Source organism: Ochrobactrum sp. Q0168, assembly GCF_016427605.1.
Lineage (GTDB): Bacteria > Pseudomonadota > Alphaproteobacteria > Rhizobiales > Rhizobiaceae > Brucella.
In genome coordinates this window covers 217,733-236,952 of the sequence record NZ_JAELXQ010000003.1, presented here as the reverse complement: position 1 = coordinate 236,952, position 19,220 = coordinate 217,733, and the positions used below count along the sequence as shown (strand labels likewise).

Sequence of the window (19,220 nt, the reverse complement as noted above, 5' to 3'; positions counted from 1 at the left end):
GCTCTTTCTTGCTCCTGTCGGGGCGGCAGATGTCATTTTCCTTCGCTCCGTGCGAGGACCGGACGGAATTCTTCCGTCGCGCGCTTCATTTCAGCTTCCGCTTCGGCACCATTCAGAAGATTGGTGAGGCCAACGCCCATGATGTCGCGGAACTCCGTGACCGGGACGATAACCGGCAGGCAGAGCTGGCTGATCGGTGCGGATTTTGACAGAGCTTCGACCCAGCCTTCCGGCATGGTCACGCCCTTCCGTACGTCCGCGTCATCGATGACCGACTTGCGGAATGGAACGCCCGAACCCGTCTGCAGCAGACGTGCGCCCATTTCCTTCGAAATAGCCCACTGGCAGTAAAGATAAGCGGCTTCCTTCTTGGTCGAGGCTTCGGTTACGCCAATACCATCGCCGGTCGTCGGTGCGGCCTGGGCCTTTGGTCCAGCCGGGATGACGCCATAGCCGACCTTGCCGACAACGCGCGACTTGTTCGGATCTTCGAGCGGCGGCGCAAAGCCGATACCGTCGAGCCACATGCCGACCTTGCCCTGAAGGAAGCTCGACTGGCATTCCGCCCAGTTGAAACCGGCAACACCGGGAGGTGCGGCTTTGGTCATCAGGCGCTGATAGAGCTTGGCGGCTTCGATGGCTTCTGCCGAATCCGTCTTCAGATTGCCGTCGGCATCGACCGCGCTCTGGCCATAGCCGAGCATCAGGCTCGTCCAGACCGGAACATTGGCGTTCTTCATGCCGCGGGCCACGAAGCCGTAGGTGTTCGAAGACGGATCGGTCAGCGCTTCCGCAGCCTTGACCAACTCTTCGAAGGTCTTCGGATATTCGATACCCTTGGCAGCGAACAGGTCCTTGTTCCAGTAGATGATCCAGTAATCGACCGAGAACGGCAGCGCGCCGAAACGGCCATTGGCATCCTTGGCAAAGGTCAGACCAGCGCTTGCGAAATCGTTTTCCGTCAGCGAGGCGTCGGTCAGCGTCGGGTTTTTCAGGAACGGGTTGAGATCGGCAAGCCAGCCGCCCTTTTCGAACTGACGCTTCTGAACATGATAGCTGATGTGAATGACGTCGAAGCTCGGGCGACCCGAGGTCAGCTCGATGACCGCCTTCTGGCGCTGCTGCTGCTCCGGCATCTGTTCGGAATGAACCTTGATGCCCGTCAGCTCTTCGAATTCCTTCTGATGTTTCTGAAGGATTTCGCCGCGCGGGCTCTTGATGAGGTTCACCTCAAGCGTGGTGCCCGCATATTTCTTCCAGTCAACCGTGGACGCGGCGAAAGACGGGCTGATACCTGTCACGCCTGATGCGGCGATTGCCGCAGAACCCGCCAGAAACTGGCGGCGTGTTGGATGAAATAGTTTCATGCTTCTCCTCCCCTATGTTCCAAACCTGGCAACTCCTCTCGCCAAGCTCCTGATTCCATTTATCTAAATTTGCAATGCCAGCGCCCGCGCATTGTTGATGTGAACGGCAATCGCATCCATGGCAATTTGCGGGTTGCGGGTTTCAATCGCCGAAAGAACCGCGAGATGTTCCTGCATGACCGGAATGACGCGCCCGGTGATCCGGAAACGCTCCTGATTGATCAGGCGCATCTTGATCGTATTCGTCTGGTAAGCGCGCCAGATGATTTCGTTGTCGAGCGAGGCGACAATGGTATCATGCAGGCTCCAGTCGATATTCTGCGCCTGTTGCTCAAGCTCCGGCGTCTCGCCTTCGCTCATGGCCCGGTTCAGCGTGTCTTCATGCTCGGCCCGCAGCGAACGAAGCAGTTCATCGGAAGCCGACTGGCAGAAAATCGCGACCGACTCCTTCTCGATGAACAGGCGAAACTGGAATGCCTCGCGGATGAGATTGAGATCGATATGGGCGATCTGAAGCCCGCGCTGCGGCACGGTCTTGATCAGGCCTTCCGCCTCAAGGCGAGGGATCAATTCACGGATAGCACCAAGCGGCAGACCCGTCATGGTCACCAGCTGGCGCTGCGAGACAAACTGGCCCGGATGGAAATCACGCGCCAGCAAATGCTGGGTAAAGCTCTGATAGGCCTTGTCCCGCAATTTCACCGGCTCGTTGTGATCTTCCGCCAAATCCGTTCCCCCTCTATCCTTCCAGGCTTATGCCCGGCTCAGGCGGCCTTTGCCATATGCAATCCGTCAAATACACTGCCAATTGCATCGAAATCCGCATCATTCAGCGCAACCAGAGGTGCTCGGACACGGCGCCATTCCATATCGCCGGTATGACGCGCCACCAGCGCCTTCACCGCAGGCGTTACCGGATAGTTGAGAAGCTTGCGCACGGCATCGACCAGTTCGGCATCGTCCTGCCCGTCATTGATCATGCGTAGGAGACGATCCGGGAACAGATTGGCCATGCCTGAAATCGCGCCCTGCCCGCCGAGGCGAACACCGGCTGCGAGATCGCGCTCGTCACCGATCAGGATGGCAATGTCCTTATGCGCGGCGAGAAGCTTCTCGGTATAAGCCCAGTTGCCCGATGAATCCTTCACACCGGAAATGACCGCGCCAAAAGCTGCACGCAGACGACCGATCAAATCGACTGAAAGCTCAACCGCCGTCACCGATGGGATGTTGTAGAGAATAATATCGCGCGCATCCGAACCAAGACCCTTCAACACGGCGGAGAACCAGTTGAAAAGGCCATCGTCGGAGAGGTTCTTGAAATAGGACGGCGGCGCCAGAAGAATGGCCTTGCAGCCGCGACGCAGCGCGTCGCCAGCCTGAAGCACCGCATCGGCAACCGAATTTTCCATGACGCCGACAACGATGTTGGCTGCCGGAAAGCCCTGCGCGATGAATGCATCGAGAAGCGCGGCACGCTCCGCATCGCCAATCGAAGATCCTTCGCCCGTGGTGCCGAACAAAGTGACGCTGGAACAGCCATGATCGAGGCGGGCATGGGCGTGCTTGAGCGCACGGCTGACATCGATTTTGCCATCCGCATCGAATGGCGTGGTGAGCGCTGCTGAAAGCCCGAAGCGCTTCCGCGCAGAATTATGTTGCGGCCCAGAATCTATTGGCAAAGCCGTGTCCTCCCAAATTGAACTATAAGCTGGCACATACTAACATGTTAGTAAATAGTCAATTCGGGATCACTGTGCATTTATGCAGATTTGGGATTGGGGATTTAAACCGGAAGCTGTCCGCTATCGATAAATGCCTGCACTTCTGCCCGGCTTGGCGAACCCGAGCGCCCACCAAAGCGCGCGCATTTGATGGCAGCGGCGGCGTGGGCAAAATGAATGATGTCGTGCATCGGCCAACCTTCGACGAGACCGAGTGTGAAAGCGCCATGGAACACATCGCCAGCAGCGAGCGTATCGACCGCTTTTACCGGAAACCCGGCGACATGCTGCACCGAACGCCCAGCCCGTTCGGTCCAGAAACATCCGTGCGCACCGGCGGTCACCGCTGTGAAAACATCGTACCGGCTCGCCAGTATCTCGACGCATTCGCTCAAATTCGCCGTACCCGTCAGACTGATTGCAGCGGGCTCAGACGCGACGATATGCGTTGCAAGCGGCAGCAATCTTTCGAGGAGTTCGACCGGGGCCGTATCGGCGTCGAGAATCGCCGGAATACCAGCGCGACGCGCGGCCTTAAGACCAGTTTCGGCAGCCCATGCCCAGCGGACATCCGCCATCACTGCCGCAAACGCACCCGCCTCGACAGGCGGCACGACGGAAGCCGGGCTGCCCAGCTGCGGATCGTAAAACGGCATAATAACGCGCTCACCCGATGGATCGACCAGAATGGACGAAAAGGCGGTGCGGGCACCCGCCAGCCTGCGAATATGGCTGCAATCGATTCCTTCTGCGCGCAGTTCCGCAATCACACGCTCACCGGTGGCGTCGTCGCCCGTGGAGGCCCAAAGCGCCACATCGCCGCCGAGGCGCGCGATGGCGGCCGCGGCACTCGAGGCCATACCGGCTGCGATCTGCACCGCTTCGCTGGGGAGATATTTCCCGGCTTTTTCCGGCAATGCGTCAAGTCGAAGGATTGTGTCGAGCGTCAAAGCGCCCAGGCAGAGAATTGTGCGGCTCATACTATGCGATCCAGAACTTGCAACGACATGCGTAACTGACAGCGTCCTCCCCGGATCGCCCTGCCTTCGCCATATCACGTTTTCGTTCGTTGCAAAGCGACCGATTTAGGGTCGCATGACCTCTACGCTTCAATATTGCAACTTAAGAAAACCGTTTAACCAATTGTTCCAAAAAACTTCTGAGACAAAGCTGTTATGCAGATTTACTGAAATGGCTCCGCAACCTTTTCTTCCCAAAAAGTCGCGCTTCACAAAAAAGGCATCAAAGAATTTCGCTAAAATACAGCGCGGTTTGATCTCGACAATGCCCGAGATGCAAATTACGCTTTTTCTCATGAATCAGTCGGTCCAGCGGCGTGCCGTATTCTTCATTGGCGGGTATGATCCAAAAACGCCGGACGCTTTTTTCAAGCGGCTGCGTAAGGAAATTGTCCGTTTCGATACACTCTGGAGTTACCAATCGACGGTATCTACCGTCGATGTCACGCCTGACCACGAGATCGGGCTTGCGACGATTGAAACCCGCGCTGCGCGCGAAGACTGGTCGACGACAACCGACTTTAATTTCCTCGCCCTCGATTCGATCGTGCTCACGGATTTCGCCCGCCCCCTGCCCGTGCGGCTTGGCAAATATCTGCGTGCCTTTGCCGACTTCGTCTTTTCCGGCACGGCGCTCCATTTTTTTGCCAAAGCGTGGCGCTTCGGGCTTTATTTTCTCTATCCTTTTCTCGCAATCGTCCTGTTTGCTCTGTTGGGTTATGCCGCCGCTCGTCTCACGGCGCATTGGCTGGGCGCACTGAGCTGGATCATCGGACTTGCCGTATTCTCCGTCACGCTGACGGTGCTGGGCAAACGCTGGTCCACGAACCACCTGATGGACCTTTGGTCCTTCTCGTTGAACTTCTTTCGCGGCAGACGACCGGATGCCGAAACGCTGATGCAGCGTTTCGCAGAAGGCATCGTGGAGCGCGTTGCAGCAGGCAAATATGACGAGGTTATCCTGATCGGCCACAGTACCGGCGGCATGCTGATGCTGGACGTCGCGGCCCGCTGTCTGGCCATCGACACCGCGTTTTCTAAGCGTGCGTCAAAAGTCGCCATTCTGACGCTTGGCTCCACCGCGCTCAAGGCCGGCTATCACCCCGCCGCCACGAAATTTCGTGAAGGTGTGCAAAGACTTACCGATGATGGTACGCTTGAATGGGTTGAAATCCAGTGCCTCACCGACGCCATCAATTTTTACAAGACCGACCCGGTGGCGGAAATGAAGCTCAAGCGTGCAGAGAGCAGAAATTTCCCTTTCGTGCGTCGGGTACGCATTCGAGATATGCTGCAAGCCGAGACTTATAAGCGGATTAAGCGCAATCTCTTTCGCGTGCATTATCAATATGTGTTCGGCAATACCAAGCCCTATTGGTATGATTTCTTTCAGGTCTGCTGCGGTCCGACCTTCCTGTCAGACCGCGTGAATGACCATATTGTCGGCGGCTTATCGCCAGAAAAGGTAGCTTCCGAATGACGCCCACCTTCGCAATGATCGTTTGGGCAATCGGGCTTGTCGCCTGGGTAGTCATTCGGGTGCCGCACCAGCGTCGTGCCCGCAAGATCAAGGTCACGACCAATGCCAAGACGCTACCCGACCGCCTTGCGCTGGGCGCAGCAAGCGTCGGCCTGTCGCTAATCCCGATCATCTATGTCGCCACGGGCTTTCCAGCCGTTGCGGATTATACCTTTCAGCCATGGCTTGGCTGGATCGGCCTTGTGGTCGAACTCGCCTTTCTTTGGCTGTTCCATGCGAGCCACCGCCAGCTCGGCAAGAACTGGTCGGTCTCGCTGGAAATCCGCAAGGAACACAAACTCGTGACGGACGGCCTCTATAAATATGTCCGCCATCCGATGTATTTATCGTTCTGGCTTTGGGCGATAGCGCAGTTTTGCCTGCTCCCCAACTGGTTCGCCGGTCTGGCGGGCATCGTGGGTGTCGGCATTCTCTATTTTTATCGCGTGGGTCATGAAGAAGCGATGATGCGCAAGGCATTCGGCGCTTCATATGATGAATATGCCAAGCGCACCGGACGTATTATTCCGAAACCTTGGCCATAACCTTGGTATATTTACATGACGAACAAATCAGTTACTTCGGCCAATTATTTCGTGAGCCGCCGTTCTCTGCTGGCCTCGGGGCTAGCCACGGGCCTTATGCTGGCTGGAATGCCGCTCGCGGCGTTTGCCAAACCAGCCAAACCTGCCGCGCCATCTGCCAACGCTCCCGATACAAATAGCAAGCCGGGGAATGCTGCCCAGCCCGGACGACCGGATGTCTATCTTCTGCGCGGTTTCGCCAACATCTTTTCAGCAGGCATCGATGAAATCGGTGCAGACTTGCAGGCCGCAGGTGTCGATGCCCATGTTGAAGGCAATGCCGCGTGGCGGCTCGTCGCCAACCGGATCATTGCCGACCGGCAGAAATACGGCCCGCAGCCGGTCATTCTCGTCGGCCATTCGCTGGGCGCCAATGCCATTATTTCCATCGCGGAAATCCTTGAGAAAAAAGGGATTCGCGTGGATTACATGGCGTCGTTTGCCGCAACGGCGCCCGATCCCCTGCCCGGAAATATCCGCCGCGTCGTGAATTTCTATTTCTCCCAGAACGGTTGGGGGCTTCCGCTGGTGCCCGGCCCCCGTTTCAAGGGCAAACTGGACAATCGCGATTTCTCGGGCGTGAAGGAAGTCGGTCATTTCAATATCGAGAAACAACGCCCGCTACAGGCGGAAGTGGTGCGCGATATTCTGCGTATTCTCAAATAGCGGCCAGCAACAACATGCGTTTCTGCTAATAATGGCGTCACTCATTATCACGAACTGAACAACTGTCGCTCTCAATCAATTTAATTGCCGGGCGGCACCGTTGTGTTAGCGTTCGGATAGCCGGTATTGCGGCGTATCCCTTCGTTGACAGGAGCGTTGAGTGAAGCGTTGGGTTGTTTGGGGTGTCCCAATCCTATTGGTTGCAGGTGCCGCTTATGTCGGCTGGCAACATGCCACGAAACAAAACGGCGCCAGCGCTCCGAACACAGTTCAGACAGACAGTCGGAAAGGTGGCAATCGCTCGGCCAATGCCGAGCATGCCGTCAAGGTCGCCGTTGCGACCGCTGGATCGCTACCGATCCAGCGCAGCACCATCGGCACAGTTGTCGCCGTCGCCTCTACGGCGGTCAACAGTCCCGAGCCGGGCAATGTGGCTATTCTCAATGTCAAAGACGGGGCCATCGTCAAGAAGGGCGAACTGATCGCGCAACTGGATGATCGCGCCATTCGCGCCACGGTCGTGAAGGATCAGGCTTCCGTCGCCAAATCGCAGGCCACGCTGAACAATGCGCAAATTCTGCTGACGCGGATGCAAAACCTTGTCACCAAGGGCGTCAGCACATCGCAGGCTGGCGACGACGCCATGGCCGCTCTTAAAGTGGCGGAAGCCCAGTTGCAGGTCGATCAGGCACAGCTGGCGGCCGATCAGGTAACCCTCGACAATACACGGATTATAGCGCCTTTTGACGGCCAGCTTGGCGTCGTGCTCGTCTCGGCTGGCGCTTATCTCTCCGCCGGTTCCCCGGTTGCAACCATCACGCAGATGAAACCCGTTTATGCGGATTTCACCCTCCCCGAAACCGACATTGCGCTCGTCCGCGAAACGCTTGCCACCGGCACGCTGAAAGCGACCGCTTCCGCCGTATCGGCTGATGGCAGGGATATTTCAGAAAGCGGTCCGGTCAGTTTCCTCGACAACACAATCGACGCGGCCAGCGGCACCATGCGTCTGCGCGCCACGCTGGACAATCAGTCGGGTAATTTCTGGCCCGGACAATCGTTGCGTGTTTTGGTCGAAGCCGGTCAAATGGACAATCTGGTCCTCGTGCCTGGCGTTGCCGTGCAACCGCAGGAAAATGGCTCGATCAGCTATGTCGTGAAAACGGACAACAGTATCGAGGTACGTCCTGTTACGGTTGCGGTCCGCGCCAATGGCATGGCCGGTCTGAGCGCGGGCCTGCAACCCGGTGAGAAAGTGGTGACGGAAGGTCAGGCCTCGCTTGCCAATGGCAGCAAGGTGAAACTGACCAGCACCGATGTTGAGACCAACGTCTCGTCCAATTGAATCAAGGCATCTAGCCGATGAACATTTCGGAAGTCTTCATTCGCCGCCCGGTTGCAACGATCCTCCTTGTGATTGGCGGATTGATCGGCGGCATTGCGGCTTATCTCCAGCTTCCCGTCGCGGCTCTGCCGGAAGCAGATTTCCCAACCATCAACGTGTCGGCGCAGCTGGCGGGCGCGTCGCCCGACACGATGGCTTCATCAGTCGCAACCCCGCTCATCAAGCAGTTCGAAACGATTGCGGGTATCGATACGATCAGCGCCACCTCGTCGCTCGGCAACACATCGATCACCCTTCAGTTCAATCTGTCCCGGAATATCGATGCTGCAGCCGCCGACGTGCAGGCTGCCATCACCCGCGCCCAGCGCCAGTTGCCCAACAATCTGACCGCCCCACCGAGCTATCGCAAGGCCAATCCCGCCGATGCGCCGGTCATCATTCTTGCGCTTACCGGTGACGGCGCGCGCCTGACGCAGATGGATGACATTGCGCAGAATATCATATCGCCTGCCCTTTCCACCATTTCGGGTGTGGCGCAGGCGCAGGTCTACGGTTCCAAAACCTATGCCGTGCGCGTCGAGGTCGATCCCGACAAGCTCGACAGCCGCAATCTGTCCTTGTCAGGCCTCGGCAATACAATCGCCGCCGCGAACAGCCAGACGCCCGTCGGCACATTGCAGAACGGGTCGCAGGCCCTGACCGTCAACGCCAAGACGCAACGCACCAATGCCGACGAGTTCAAAACCCTTATCGTCTCGGGCAGCGGTAACCGCGTGGTACGGCTATCGGATGTCGCCACAGTTCTCGACAGTGTGGAAAACGTCAATCAGGGCAGCTGGCTTGACGGAAAACAATCTATCGCGCTTGCTGTTCAGCGCCAGCCGGGTTCGAACACAGTTGCCGTGGTCGACGCCATCAAAGCCAAGCTGCCGGAGATTGAAGCCGCCCTGCCCGCGCAAATGCATATTTCTGTTGTGAACGACGTATCCCGGTCGATCCGCGATGCGGTTGCCGATGTTCAAAAAACACTCGGCATTACAATTGCGCTCGTTGTTCTGGTCATCTTTCTGTTTCTCGGCCAGTTCTGGGCGACGATGATCCCGGGCCTTGCCGTGCCGCTCTCACTGGTCGCGACATTTGCCGCCATGTATGCGTTCGGCTTTTCCATCGACAACATTTCGCTTCTGGCGCTCACACTGGCGGTCGGCCTCGTGGTGGACGATGCCATCGTGATGCTCGAAAATATCGTGCGCTATACAGAACAAGGGATGCCCCCCTTTGAAGCTGCCATCAAGGGCAGCCAGGAAGTAACCGGCACGATCATCTCCATGTCGCTGTCGCTGGTCGCGGTTTTCCTGCCCATCCTTCTGATGGGGGGCATTGTCGGACGCGTGCTGAACGAATTCGGCATGGTGGTGACACTCGCTATTCTGTCCTCAGCGCTCGTGTCGCTGACCGTGACGCCGATGCTTGCCGCACGCCTGCCGCACAAGGAAACCAGGCCCGGCAAAATCGCCCGCCTGTTCGATCAGGTGACAGAAAGCTATGGACGCGCTGTCGGCTGGTGCCTCAAGCATCGTGCGCTGGTGTTGCTCCTGTTCGGCCTCAGTTTCCTCGGTTCGATCTGGTCATTCACGACCCTGCCGCGCAGCTTCTTTCCGCAGGAAGATATTGGCCTTCTCACCATTTCCACGCAGGCGCGGCAGGATATTTCCTATCAGGCGATGCGCAATCTTCAACAGCAGGCCGCAGCCATCGTCTCCGAAAACCCCGCCGTTCAGCACGTGACGGCTTCGCTCGGCAGCGGCCCCGGCGGTTCAACCTTCAATACCGGGTCGCTGCTCGTGCAGCTGAAAGCACGTGACGCCCGCCCGCCGCTCGACCAAACCTTGAGCACGCTGCGCAAATCGCTCGCCGCCCTTCCCGGTATCACCGCCTATATAACGCCAGTGCAGAATTTGCGGTTCGGCGGGCGCAGCACGCAGAGCCAGTATCAGATTGTGTTGCAATCGCTCGATGCCGACGAAGCCCGGTCCTGGTCGGTGAAACTGGCTGACGCCATGAAAGCTGAGCCGCAAACCTTTGTCGATGTGGCGTCCGACCTGCAAAACAACGCGCTGCAAGCCAGTATCGAAATCGATCATGACAAGGCTGGAAGTCTCGGCATCTCTTCACAGGCGATCCGCAGCACGCTGGAAGCGGCCTATGGCACACTGACGGTTTCGCAGATCCAGACCACCGGCAACAGCTATGATGTTATTCTGGAACTTGACCAAAGCCGCCAGTGGGATGAAACCCAGCTTGGGGCGCTGCGCGTCCCATCGTCATCAGGGACGCTGGTTCCGCTGGCCAGTTTTGCCAGCATCAAGCGCACCAACGGGCCGGTGACCGTCAACCAGTCAGGACAGCTTGCTTCCGTCACGCTGTCGTTCAACCTGCCTGCGGGCGTTTCGCTTGGAACGGCCACCGACCGCGTGACAGCACTGCAAAGCGAGATCGGAATGCCGGCATCCGTATCGGCGCGACCATCAGGCGCGGCGCAGATTTTCGCCCAGTCGACCGGCAATATGGGCCTGTTGATCCTCGCCGCGGTGGCAACGATCTATATCGTGCTCGGCGTTCTCTATGAAAGCTTCGCGCATCCGCTGACCATTCTTTCCGGCCTGCCATCAGCCGCCTTTGGCGCGCTGATCACGCTCCAACTATCCGGTTTTGACCTATCGATCATCGCGCTAATCGGGCTTCTGATGCTGATCGGCATCGTCAAGAAGAACGCGATCATGATGGTCGATGTCGCGCTCTATCTGAAACGCGAGGGAAACCATGCGCCGGACGAAGCAATCCATCAGGCAGCAATCCGTCGCTTTCGGCCTATCATGATGACGACATTCTGCGCGCTTCTGGCAGCCGTTCCTGTTGCCCTTGGCGGCGGTCAGGGGTCTGAGCTGCGCCAGCCGCTTGGCGTCGCCGTGGTGGGCGGTCTTCTGCTCAGTCAGGTGCTGACGCTGTTCATCACGCCGGTGATCTTCGTCGAGATCGACCGTCTGGCCGGCGCCCGCTGGTTCCGCAGGTCGAAACCCGCCCGGCATACGGCCTGATAGCGAATGCTCGAGCGGTTCCAGATAAAACGGAATCGTGGAACCGCTCTATCTATTTGTTTTTACACATTATCCTACGCAAAACCGCTGCGCACTTTTGCTGGAAATGCTTTAAAAGCCTCCCGCGTGATTGTTCTTCCACGCGTGAGGCTTTGCTTTTGTTGGTGATCTTACTTGGCTAGAACAGAAATGTCCGGAGAGGCTTTGACCTCATCTGCGGAGGCGCAGAAGCCCGCTTTGCTGTCGTCACTACCTTCGGCCAAAAACAGACCAAAACGCGCACCAAAAGCCACGAGAACGGCCGCTTCGCGCAAGTCGGCCTGCTCGTCGCTGAGCTTTTTATCGGTGTCGTTAATGACGTCCTCGATTTTATTGCGGAAGGCCTCATGGTCAAGCTCATGCCCATCGCAGAGCCTGACGATTGCGGCCTGATAGGCCAGGTTGTTCAGGCTCGCGAATTGCTTCGATGTGAGAAATTCGCCCTCGCCTTTGGCCAAAGCATCCCATGCGGCGTGAAGCCGAGGATTGGATGCGTCTTCGGCGAAGGCTGCTTTTGGAAAGGCTGCAAGCAATGCCGCGCCCAGCAAGAAGTGATGAAATTTCATAATCGCCGTATTTCCTAATTGCCGAACTGCGAATGGGTCGTAATGCCCGCATAGTGCCCGTTTGGAAGGTAGCAGGCCCTCTGCGCCGGGTAACAGGTGATGCCCTGACTCAGACGATAAGGGGGTGGCGGCGCATAATAAGGTTGCGGGGGCGGTGCATAGACGTCGTGTGGGCGGTTGCTGCCATTGTCGGCAACCGCAGCAGCAATCGCCAGACCGAGGATGCCTGCCGCAACAGCTGCACCAGCATGGTCGTGATGATGATGAAAATCATGATCATGGTCATGACCAAAGGGGGGAAAATCGTGGTCATGATGCCAATGATCATGGTCCCAGTCATGGCTAAATGCCAGCTGCACCGGCGAGGCAAACGCCAGCGCCACCATGCATGCGAGCAACTGTATTTTTCGCTTTACGATCATTATCGATCCTTTCTGATAAAGCGGTTTATTGCAAAAGGAGAAATCGGGATCGTAACGGTCCACGCATTCCTTATGCTGAGTGCGACGTGATCGAACGGCGGTAAAAGCGTCGGTTGTCACCAATGAGGAACGAAACTTGGCGGGGGATAATTTCGGCGATAGGTCAACAGTTGCGACTTCGCCGTGTCGCAAACAGAATGAAATTTCGACAACCCTGAATTGCCATCGCCGTATAATTTATTATCTCCGCCAAATATATCTCGTCAGCATCAAGAAATATTCAACCCAACGATCGACTTTCCTCAGAATTTTCATCCAAAACTGATAACTATACTCGAGTATATATCAAGAAAATTTTGTTAAAAACCCGAATTTGATTGAATCATTCGATATTTCAACAAGCTCTAAAAATAATGAATTCCAATACTTAGAAATAGCTCACGAAATTCTGATGACAATACATGTATGTCCCTAATATGCGGCAACTTTATCCCATATTGCGTGTTGGGGGACAAATTTGATAGATTAGGTCTGGGCTTGGGAGTAATTGGAAACAGTTGGAAACTTATCACTTGCGAAAACATATTCGCTTGCAAAGTTGCCAGCTGATATTTGTCGCGGTTGGGGGCACATGAAGAGCGGCCATTATATATCGGCAGACATGGTCGACGAAAAGAACCGCAACGATTTCTGGCGGGAGACGTCGGCCATCATTTACGAAGTTTCGCCGACGCTTGAGCACGGCGAAAAGGTCATGAGCGGCTCCGTCCGCTCGCGCCTGTTCGGCGAGATGGTGGTTGGTAATACCACTTTCAGCAATCAATTCTGTGATCGGACGCCGAAAATCATCGCGAGAACCGACCTCGACCTCTATCTGCTGCAGCTTGTCCTAGCTGGCGATTATCGCGGTGACTTCAACGGGAAAAGCGTCGATGTGAAGCCCGGCGACATTTTCATTCTCGATCTGACACAGGTGATGACCAGCAGGAAAGAAGCTGGCGCCCGCGTGACGCTGGCCATTCCGCGCAAGGAACTCAACAAATTCTTTCCGGGTAAAAACCTGCATGGCTTGGTGCTTCCCTCGAATATCGCAACCAACAAGATCCTGTTCAATTTCATTCTGACACTCGACCGGATCATCGATACGATTGATCAGAACGATTATCCTGAAATTCAGGAATCCCTGATGGTTTTGCTGAAAGCAGCCATCAACAGGCAGGCTTTCACCCTCGAAGAATATCTTGTGGTCAGCCAGCCACTACGCCAGCGCGTGCTCGACCATATCGACGCGAATCTGGCCGATCCAAACCTTTCGCCAAAAAGCATCATGCAACAGTTCAAGCTGTCGCACTCGCATCTTTATCGTGCATTTGAACCTGATAGCGGTGTCACAAAGCTCATCCGCAACAAACGGCTAGATCTTGCCTATCGACGCCTCATCAATGACGGCGGACGGCGGCTCAGCATGAAGGAAGTCGCCTATGCCTGCGGCTTCTCCGACCGTGCGCAGTTCACCAAATTTTTCAAGGAACGGTTTGGCATTGCGCCGCAGGATCTCAAAGGCTTTCCAAAGGCACCGGATCACAACCCCGCAACCTCCTTCACGCTGCATAGCTATGTTTCCGAGCGCATCCGTCAACGGCTGCCAGAAGACCAATCCTGATCAACAATGTCTGGCGCTTATGCGCCGGTCAGCAGCTTGAATGCAATTGCCCACATCACAAATGCGATCACGCCTTCGAGTACGCGCCACGACGACGGCCTGGCAAAGACCGGCCGTAACCAGCGCGCGCCAAATCCCAGCGAAAAGAAAAACACGAACGAAGCCGTAATCGCGCCCATAGCGAACGCGCCTCCCAGCCCCGGAAACTGGGTCGAGATCGTGCCCAGCAAAACAACTGTGTCAAGATAGACATGCGGATTGAGCCAGGTCAGAGCGAGGCAGGTGCCAATCGTCTTCCAAAAGCCCGTCGCCGGACCATTGCCGGTCGATAGCGCCGTTGACGATGTGATTGCCGCATAAAGGCTTCGCGCTCCATACCAAATCAGAAAAGCCGCACCGCCATAGCGCATGATCGGATCAATGGCAGGCAGCGCGACCGCGATCTTCTGGAAGCTGGTGATCCCCAACGTGATCAGCGCCGCGTCGGATACCGCGCAGACAAGACTGACTGCGAAAACATGTTCGTCGCGCAGCCCTTGCCGCAGAACGAAAGCGTTTTGCGCGCCTATGGCGACAATCAGGCTGAGGCCCATGGTGAGGCCCGTCAGATAAACGGAGAAATTCATTACGACTCTCTACGGAGCATGGCGCTGAATGCCACACAAATTGGAATGGTTGATAGCGCTTGGATATAGGCCCAGCCCGGATTAGTATATTTAAAGATACTAACGACAATTAAGATAAACTAATGATCGATTATTCCGCACTACGTGCCGTCGCGATGGTGGTTCAAACCGGCAGCTTCGAGAAAGCGGCCCGCGCCCTCAATGTCACGCCATCAGCGATATCTCAGCGGGTGAAGCACCTGGAAGAGCGGCTCGGCACAGTGCTTATTTCACGCGGCACGCCTTGTACCGCGACAGAGAAAGGCGACTGGCTCTGCCGCCACATCGAACAGGTGGGGATGCTGGAGCGCGAATTGCTTGAAGAGCTGCCAGCCCTTGCAGGAGCCGATGATCGTAAGCAGCGCGTCACGCTGAACATCGCCACCAATGCCGACAGCCTCGGCACATGGTTTCTGAAAGCCATCTCGGCCTTTACGAAAGGATCCGACTTCCTTCTCAACATTGCCGTAGACGACCAGGATCACACAGCCGCATGGCTCCAGCGCGGGCGCGTGCTGGCGGCTGTGACATCGCACGCAAAGCTGGTGCAAGGTTGCCGGATCGTTCCGCTCGGTACGCTACGATACCACGCGACAGCATCGCCGGATTTCGTGGAACGATACTTCAAGGCTGGCGTGACACGCGAAGCGCTGGCCGCCGCGCCAGCCTTGACCTTCAATCAGAAAGATCGGCTGCAGGAGCGTTGGATCAAGGAAAACCTGAAGGCGGACATCAATTGCCCGACACACTGGTTGCCATCCACCCAAGGGTTTGTAGAAGCGTGCCTCGACGGCATGGGCTGGGGCGTCAACCCAAACGTGCTGGTTAAGGACCACCTTGCTTCGGGCAAGCTGGTCGAACTTGTTCACGACACCCCGCTCGATGTACCGCTCTATTGGCAGGTCAATCGCCTCGCGGCAGATCGGCTCTCGGACTTGACGCAGCAGGTTGTTGCGACTGCGCGGCGCGAACTGCTCCAGAACGCCGCCTGATCCCTTCCCGGCCCCTCGCACTTCGATCACCATCAGTTTTATTGAACGTGAGCGGAGATTGAGCGAATGCTATTATATGAAAATTCTGGCTCTCATAGCGGCTGCGGTCGTGCTTCTGCTTCTCGGCTGCTACTTGCAGATGCATTTTGCCGTGCCGTGATAAAGGCGTGAGCCAGCGAAAAAGGCAGGATCAATGATCCTGCCTCGTTTGCGCTACGCCTGCCGCCTCCTCGCAAACCCTGACATGTTCTGCCAGAGCGTCGAGAGGTAGAAAGGCACTTACCGTACAGATATCACGCTTCTGAAACTTAGGCAGTTCCTGAAGCTCTTTCAGACGGATAAGAAGTGTGCCGCGGTTCATGGAAATATTCCTCCATTATCGCCCCCGCACGTTGTATTGAGGCATTCCCAGACACGACGCATTCAAACGTCGCTGCGGGAGATGCTTTGAAGATCAGGCTGCCCGCACCTTCTGCTTCAAGGGAAGTTCGATATCGACTTCGAGTGTCGACATCTGATCTCCCCGATCCATCTTCACGCTGACCTTGTCGCGATCGATTTGGATATGCTTGGCGATCACCGCGAGAATTTCTTCCCTCAGCACCGCCACAAGATCGGAATGTCCCTCGGACGCTCGCTCATGCGCCAACAGAACTTGCAGACGTTCGCGCGCCATGGGCGCGGAAGCCTGCTTGGTGAAGAAACGAAATAGGCTCATGCCGCTCTCCTTCCGAAAATTTTGCCCAGAAGGCTGCGCTTTTCGGATGGGACAGTCATCGGCACTTCTTCGCCCGCCAGGCGGCGCGCTGCATCCAGATAGGCCAAGGCCGGCGCACTGCGCTGGTCGGCAAGCGTCACTGGAGAGCCGATATTGGATGCGCGCAGCACATCTTGGCTTTCAGGGATGATGCCCAGAAGCGGGATAGACAGGATTTCAAGAACGTCTTCGACTTTCAGCATGTCACCGCGTTCGGCGCGGATAGGGTCGTAGCGCGTCAGCAGAAGGTGCTTTTCCACCCGTTCGCCGCGCTCGGCCTTGAGCGTCTTGGCGTCGAGAAGGCCGATGATGCGGTCAGAATCGCGCACCGACGACACTTCCGGATTGGTCACTACAACGGCCATGTCGGCATGGCGCATGGCCAGCGTCGCGCCCCGCTCGATCCCGGCCGGGCTGTCGCAGATGATCCAGTCGAATTCCTTCTTGAGGTCTTCGATCACGCGATCAACGCCCTCGGTGGTGAGGTTGTCCTTGTCGCGGGTCTGGGAGGCGGGCAGCAGATAGAGCGTGTCGAGACGCTTATCACGAATAAGCGCCTGTGGCAGCTTTGCATCGCCTTGAATTACATTCACCAGATCGAACACTACGCGGCGTTCGGCACCCATCACCAGATCTAGGTTACGCAGACCGACATCGAAGTCGATAACGACGGTCTTTTCGCCACGCTGCGCGAGAGCGGCGCCGATGGCTGCAGTGGATGTCGTTTTGCCAACGCCACCCTTGCCGGAAGTTACAACAATTACTTTTGCCATATTGGTCTCCTGTAGCTCCCGCACGCCTTATGAGAGTATTGCCCGCCCAACCGGGCATGATTTCTTTTCAATAAATTCGATCAGCCGAGCGTTTCGGCCATCATGTAATCGCCATCGAGCCAGAGCTGCACCGCCTGCCCGCGCAGTCTGGCTTCCATGTCTTCCGCCGTCTTATAGAGACCGTCGATCGCTACAAGCTCGGCTTCCATCTTGCGGCAGAAAATGCGCGCATTGGAATTGCCCGCCGTCCCGGCCATCGCACGACCACGCAGCGCGCCATAGACATGGATCGAACCGCCCGCGACCACTTCCGCACCGGAAGCCACCGAACCGACAACGGTCACATCGCCATCCGGGAAATAGATGGACTGGCCAGAGCGCACAGGTTCCGTTACCACCATCGAGGGCACGGCCTTCACCAGCTGCACATTGGGCTGTGCTGCCACCGCAACCGGCTTTGAAGGCGCGGCAGGCTCGCTCACCTCCGGATTGAAATCTGCCGCGGCCTGTCCGCCACGCAGCGCCGGCGGCATGCCGGGACCGAGAAGCGAAGGACGGGCATTTTCAAAACCCGTGATCCAGACACCGCGACCTGCAAGATCTTCCAGTAGCTGAACCAGCTGCATCCGTTCGATAACGAGATTCTCAAGATCAAGCACGACCGGACGGTTCAGGAAGAACCCCGCCGAACGCGCGGCAAGATCGTCCAGCCTGTCAAGCCAGCCGTCCAGCGGCAGTTCAGGCGAGAGCACCAGCGCAAGAAAGGAGCGCCCTTTCAAACGGATCGGACGGGATTGTGTTAGCACTTGATTCATCTTGGTTAAAAAACGGTTTACTCGGTCTATATGCGGAATGGTTAACAGATGGTTAATTTTTGGCTGGCGTCCGGTCATGCACGCCGGTTGGCGAAGCAAAAGCGCTCAGACATGATGCCGCCTTCTGCTGCATACATTCAAAGCCGAGACGCGCTTCAAAGCACCAATCGACTCAATTCGCTTAAACGTAGCCGAAGAATAGGGCATCAGCCGGGCTTTTCGGCGTCTTCCACAGAAGAAAGCGGTTCGGATTTACGATTAAATCCCAATCAAATGTGACGCTGCGTTACGTCTTAAAACGTGACTGCGATTTTTATACAAAGCAAAGCGCAAAGCGCGTCGCAGCTCGAAATGCGCAGATCGAAGCCGCCCGATTCCGGCATAATGGACTGATTACGATTCTTGGAAAAAACAGGAGGTCCTTGATAAGGAACCGCCTCGCGTTTGGGCGGGGGGCTTAGGGGCGCGAGGCGGGCGAGCTCTCAGGAGTGCACGCAGGGAAAAAATGGCGGCTAAAGACCGATTCTAAAACCAACAAAGGGTTCCAGCGTGAAAGATTACGTGATCGGAATGGATGATTTACCCAAATAATTGGGAGAACGATCTGGTTAAGTGACTGAAATTATGAGCCTTTTCTGAAACTCACCTTGAACCAGAGTTTTTTATAGCCCTGTCTAAAATTCCTTTGCACAGGCCTATCGAACCGCGAATGTCGAAAACTGATTCCTTAAATCAGTCGACACGAACCTAATCATACCTGTTCCAAAATGGAAATAGCAATCTCTGAGAATTGCGGGGTACAACCGCGAAGCGCACTCAAATGGCAGCTTCGCGCAGGTGCCGGGGTTGCGCACCGCTTCGCGGCAGTTGGGTAATCCATAAAATATATCAATATTAGCCAAAGTTTTGTTGAGCGGGCAGTCACGCATTGGGGGCGAGTACGATCCGAGATTAGTCGAAACTAAACCAGTCATCAGCAGGAGATCAGGTAACTGCTCAATAAGCTTCATGAATTTCAGTATTTTCTGAAATTTATAGAGTTTTATCGGGGGCTTGCTTTTAGCAACTCCCACATTATTGTGTGCTCCACTTGGAGGAGGGAGTGACCGCCCCAGCGCGCTAAACCGCTGCGGGGCGGTTTCTTTTTTTAGCCCTTTAAAAAATGCATAGCTGCCGTGCAGCATGTCCTCTTGTAAACCTCAGATC

At 56.3% G+C, this 19,220-nt stretch carries 19 protein-coding genes; 7 read left to right on the top strand and 12 right to left on the bottom strand.

Features of this window, described 5'->3' with window-relative positions:
* Positions 1-32: 32 nt before the first annotated feature.
* The 4 genes from JAU75_RS09180 to JAU75_RS09165 all read right to left on the bottom strand — a co-directional run bounded on the left by JAU75_RS09180 (position 33) and on the right by JAU75_RS09165 (position 4,071).
* Positions 33-1,367: a sugar ABC transporter substrate-binding protein gene (locus JAU75_RS09180; RefSeq protein ID WP_199056204.1), complete on the bottom strand. Its 1,335-nt coding sequence runs from the start codon at positions 1,365-1,367 to the stop codon at positions 33-35.
* Positions 1,368-1,430: 63 nt separating this feature from the next.
* Positions 1,431-2,093 carry a GntR family transcriptional regulator gene (locus JAU75_RS09175; protein ID WP_199056203.1) on the bottom strand — a complete coding sequence of 221 codons (663 nt, stop codon included), beginning with the start codon at positions 2,091-2,093 and terminating at the stop codon, positions 1,431-1,433.
* Between the two features lie 38 nt (positions 2,094-2,131).
* Positions 2,132-3,049, bottom strand: a complete 918-nt coding sequence (locus tag JAU75_RS09170) for a dihydrodipicolinate synthase family protein (RefSeq protein WP_210339248.1) — start codon at positions 3,047-3,049, stop codon at positions 2,132-2,134.
* 104 nt (positions 3,050-3,153) lie between these two features.
* A complete protein-coding gene (locus JAU75_RS09165; RefSeq protein WP_199056202.1) occupies positions 3,154-4,071 on the bottom strand; it encodes a PfkB family carbohydrate kinase in 918 nt (305 codons plus the stop codon).
* Between the two features lie 334 nt (positions 4,072-4,405).
* Here JAU75_RS09165 and JAU75_RS09160 point away from each other — a divergent pair, with 334 nt between their 5' ends.
* From JAU75_RS09160 to JAU75_RS09140, 5 genes are all read left to right on the top strand, one after another.
* Positions 4,406-5,590 carry an alpha/beta fold hydrolase gene (locus JAU75_RS09160; protein ID WP_199056323.1) on the top strand — a complete coding sequence of 395 codons (1,185 nt, stop codon included), beginning with the start codon at positions 4,406-4,408 and terminating at the stop codon, positions 5,588-5,590.
* Positions 5,587-6,174: a protein-S-isoprenylcysteine O-methyltransferase gene (locus JAU75_RS09155; protein WP_199056201.1), complete on the top strand. Its 588-nt coding sequence runs from the start codon at positions 5,587-5,589 to the stop codon at positions 6,172-6,174. The genes JAU75_RS09160 and JAU75_RS09155 overlap by 4 nt, the downstream gene beginning before the upstream one ends.
* Positions 6,175-6,225: 51 nt before the next feature.
* Positions 6,226-6,879 (top strand): lipase, encoded by a 654-nt coding sequence (locus tag JAU75_RS09150; RefSeq protein WP_371836143.1) that lies wholly within the window; start codon positions 6,226-6,228, stop codon positions 6,877-6,879.
* A 358-nt stretch (positions 6,880-7,237) separates the two neighbouring features.
* Positions 7,238-8,224 (top strand): efflux RND transporter periplasmic adaptor subunit, encoded by a 987-nt coding sequence (locus JAU75_RS09145; protein WP_371836142.1) that lies wholly within the window; start codon positions 7,238-7,240, stop codon positions 8,222-8,224.
* A gap of 17 nt (positions 8,225-8,241) precedes the next feature.
* The gene (locus JAU75_RS09140) at positions 8,242-11,322 is read left to right on the top strand and encodes an efflux RND transporter permease subunit (protein ID WP_199056198.1); all 3,081 of its coding nucleotides are present in this window, start codon (positions 8,242-8,244) and stop codon (positions 11,320-11,322) included.
* 170 nt (positions 11,323-11,492) lie between these two features.
* On the opposite strand, the gene JAU75_RS09135 is transcribed toward JAU75_RS09140, so the two are convergent.
* Both JAU75_RS09135 and JAU75_RS09130 read right to left on the bottom strand, forming a co-directional pair.
* Positions 11,493-11,894: a hypothetical protein gene (locus tag JAU75_RS09135; protein WP_210339247.1), complete on the bottom strand. Its 402-nt coding sequence runs from the start codon at positions 11,892-11,894 to the stop codon at positions 11,493-11,495.
* Positions 11,895-11,941: 47 nt separating this feature from the next.
* Positions 11,942-12,412, bottom strand: coding sequence for a hypothetical protein (locus JAU75_RS09130; RefSeq protein WP_199056196.1), 471 nt, complete (start codon positions 12,410-12,412; stop codon positions 11,942-11,944).
* 568 nt (positions 12,413-12,980) lie between these two features.
* Between JAU75_RS09130 and JAU75_RS09125 the strand changes: the two genes are divergently transcribed.
* Positions 12,981-14,012, top strand: coding sequence for a helix-turn-helix domain-containing protein (locus tag JAU75_RS09125; RefSeq protein ID WP_199056195.1), 1,032 nt, complete (start codon positions 12,981-12,983; stop codon positions 14,010-14,012).
* A gap of 17 nt (positions 14,013-14,029) precedes the next feature.
* On the opposite strand, the gene JAU75_RS09120 is transcribed toward JAU75_RS09125, so the two are convergent.
* The gene (locus JAU75_RS09120; protein WP_199056194.1) at positions 14,030-14,638 is read right to left on the bottom strand and encodes a LysE/ArgO family amino acid transporter; all 609 of its coding nucleotides are present in this window, start codon (positions 14,636-14,638) and stop codon (positions 14,030-14,032) included.
* A gap of 122 nt (positions 14,639-14,760) precedes the next feature.
* Between JAU75_RS09120 and JAU75_RS09115 the strand changes: the two genes are divergently transcribed.
* Positions 14,761-15,669 (top strand): LysR family transcriptional regulator ArgP, encoded by a 909-nt coding sequence (locus tag JAU75_RS09115; RefSeq protein ID WP_199056193.1) that lies wholly within the window; start codon positions 14,761-14,763, stop codon positions 15,667-15,669.
* A gap of 190 nt (positions 15,670-15,859) precedes the next feature.
* Here JAU75_RS09115 and JAU75_RS09110 read toward each other — a convergent pair whose 3' ends face one another.
* From JAU75_RS09110 to JAU75_RS09090, 5 genes are all read right to left on the bottom strand, one after another.
* Complete coding sequence (locus JAU75_RS09110; protein WP_199056192.1) at positions 15,860-16,030, bottom strand: hypothetical protein; 171 nt, start codon at positions 16,028-16,030, stop codon at positions 15,860-15,862.
* A 93-nt stretch (positions 16,031-16,123) separates the two neighbouring features.
* Positions 16,124-16,387, bottom strand: coding sequence for a cell division topological specificity factor MinE (minE, locus tag JAU75_RS09105; protein WP_078339193.1), 264 nt, complete (start codon positions 16,385-16,387; stop codon positions 16,124-16,126).
* The gene (gene minD / locus JAU75_RS09100; RefSeq protein WP_109367680.1) at positions 16,384-17,199 is read right to left on the bottom strand and encodes a septum site-determining protein MinD; all 816 of its coding nucleotides are present in this window, start codon (positions 17,197-17,199) and stop codon (positions 16,384-16,386) included. Before minD ends, minE begins: the two co-directional genes overlap by 4 nt.
* 80 nt (positions 17,200-17,279) lie before the next feature.
* A complete protein-coding gene (gene minC / locus JAU75_RS09095) occupies positions 17,280-18,014 on the bottom strand; it encodes a septum site-determining protein MinC (RefSeq protein ID WP_199056191.1) in 735 nt (244 codons plus the stop codon).
* 695 nt (positions 18,015-18,709) lie between these two features.
* The gene (locus tag JAU75_RS09090) at positions 18,710-19,198 is read right to left on the bottom strand and encodes a hypothetical protein (protein WP_199056190.1); all 489 of its coding nucleotides are present in this window, start codon (positions 19,196-19,198) and stop codon (positions 18,710-18,712) included.
* Positions 19,199-19,220: the final 22 nt, after the last annotated feature.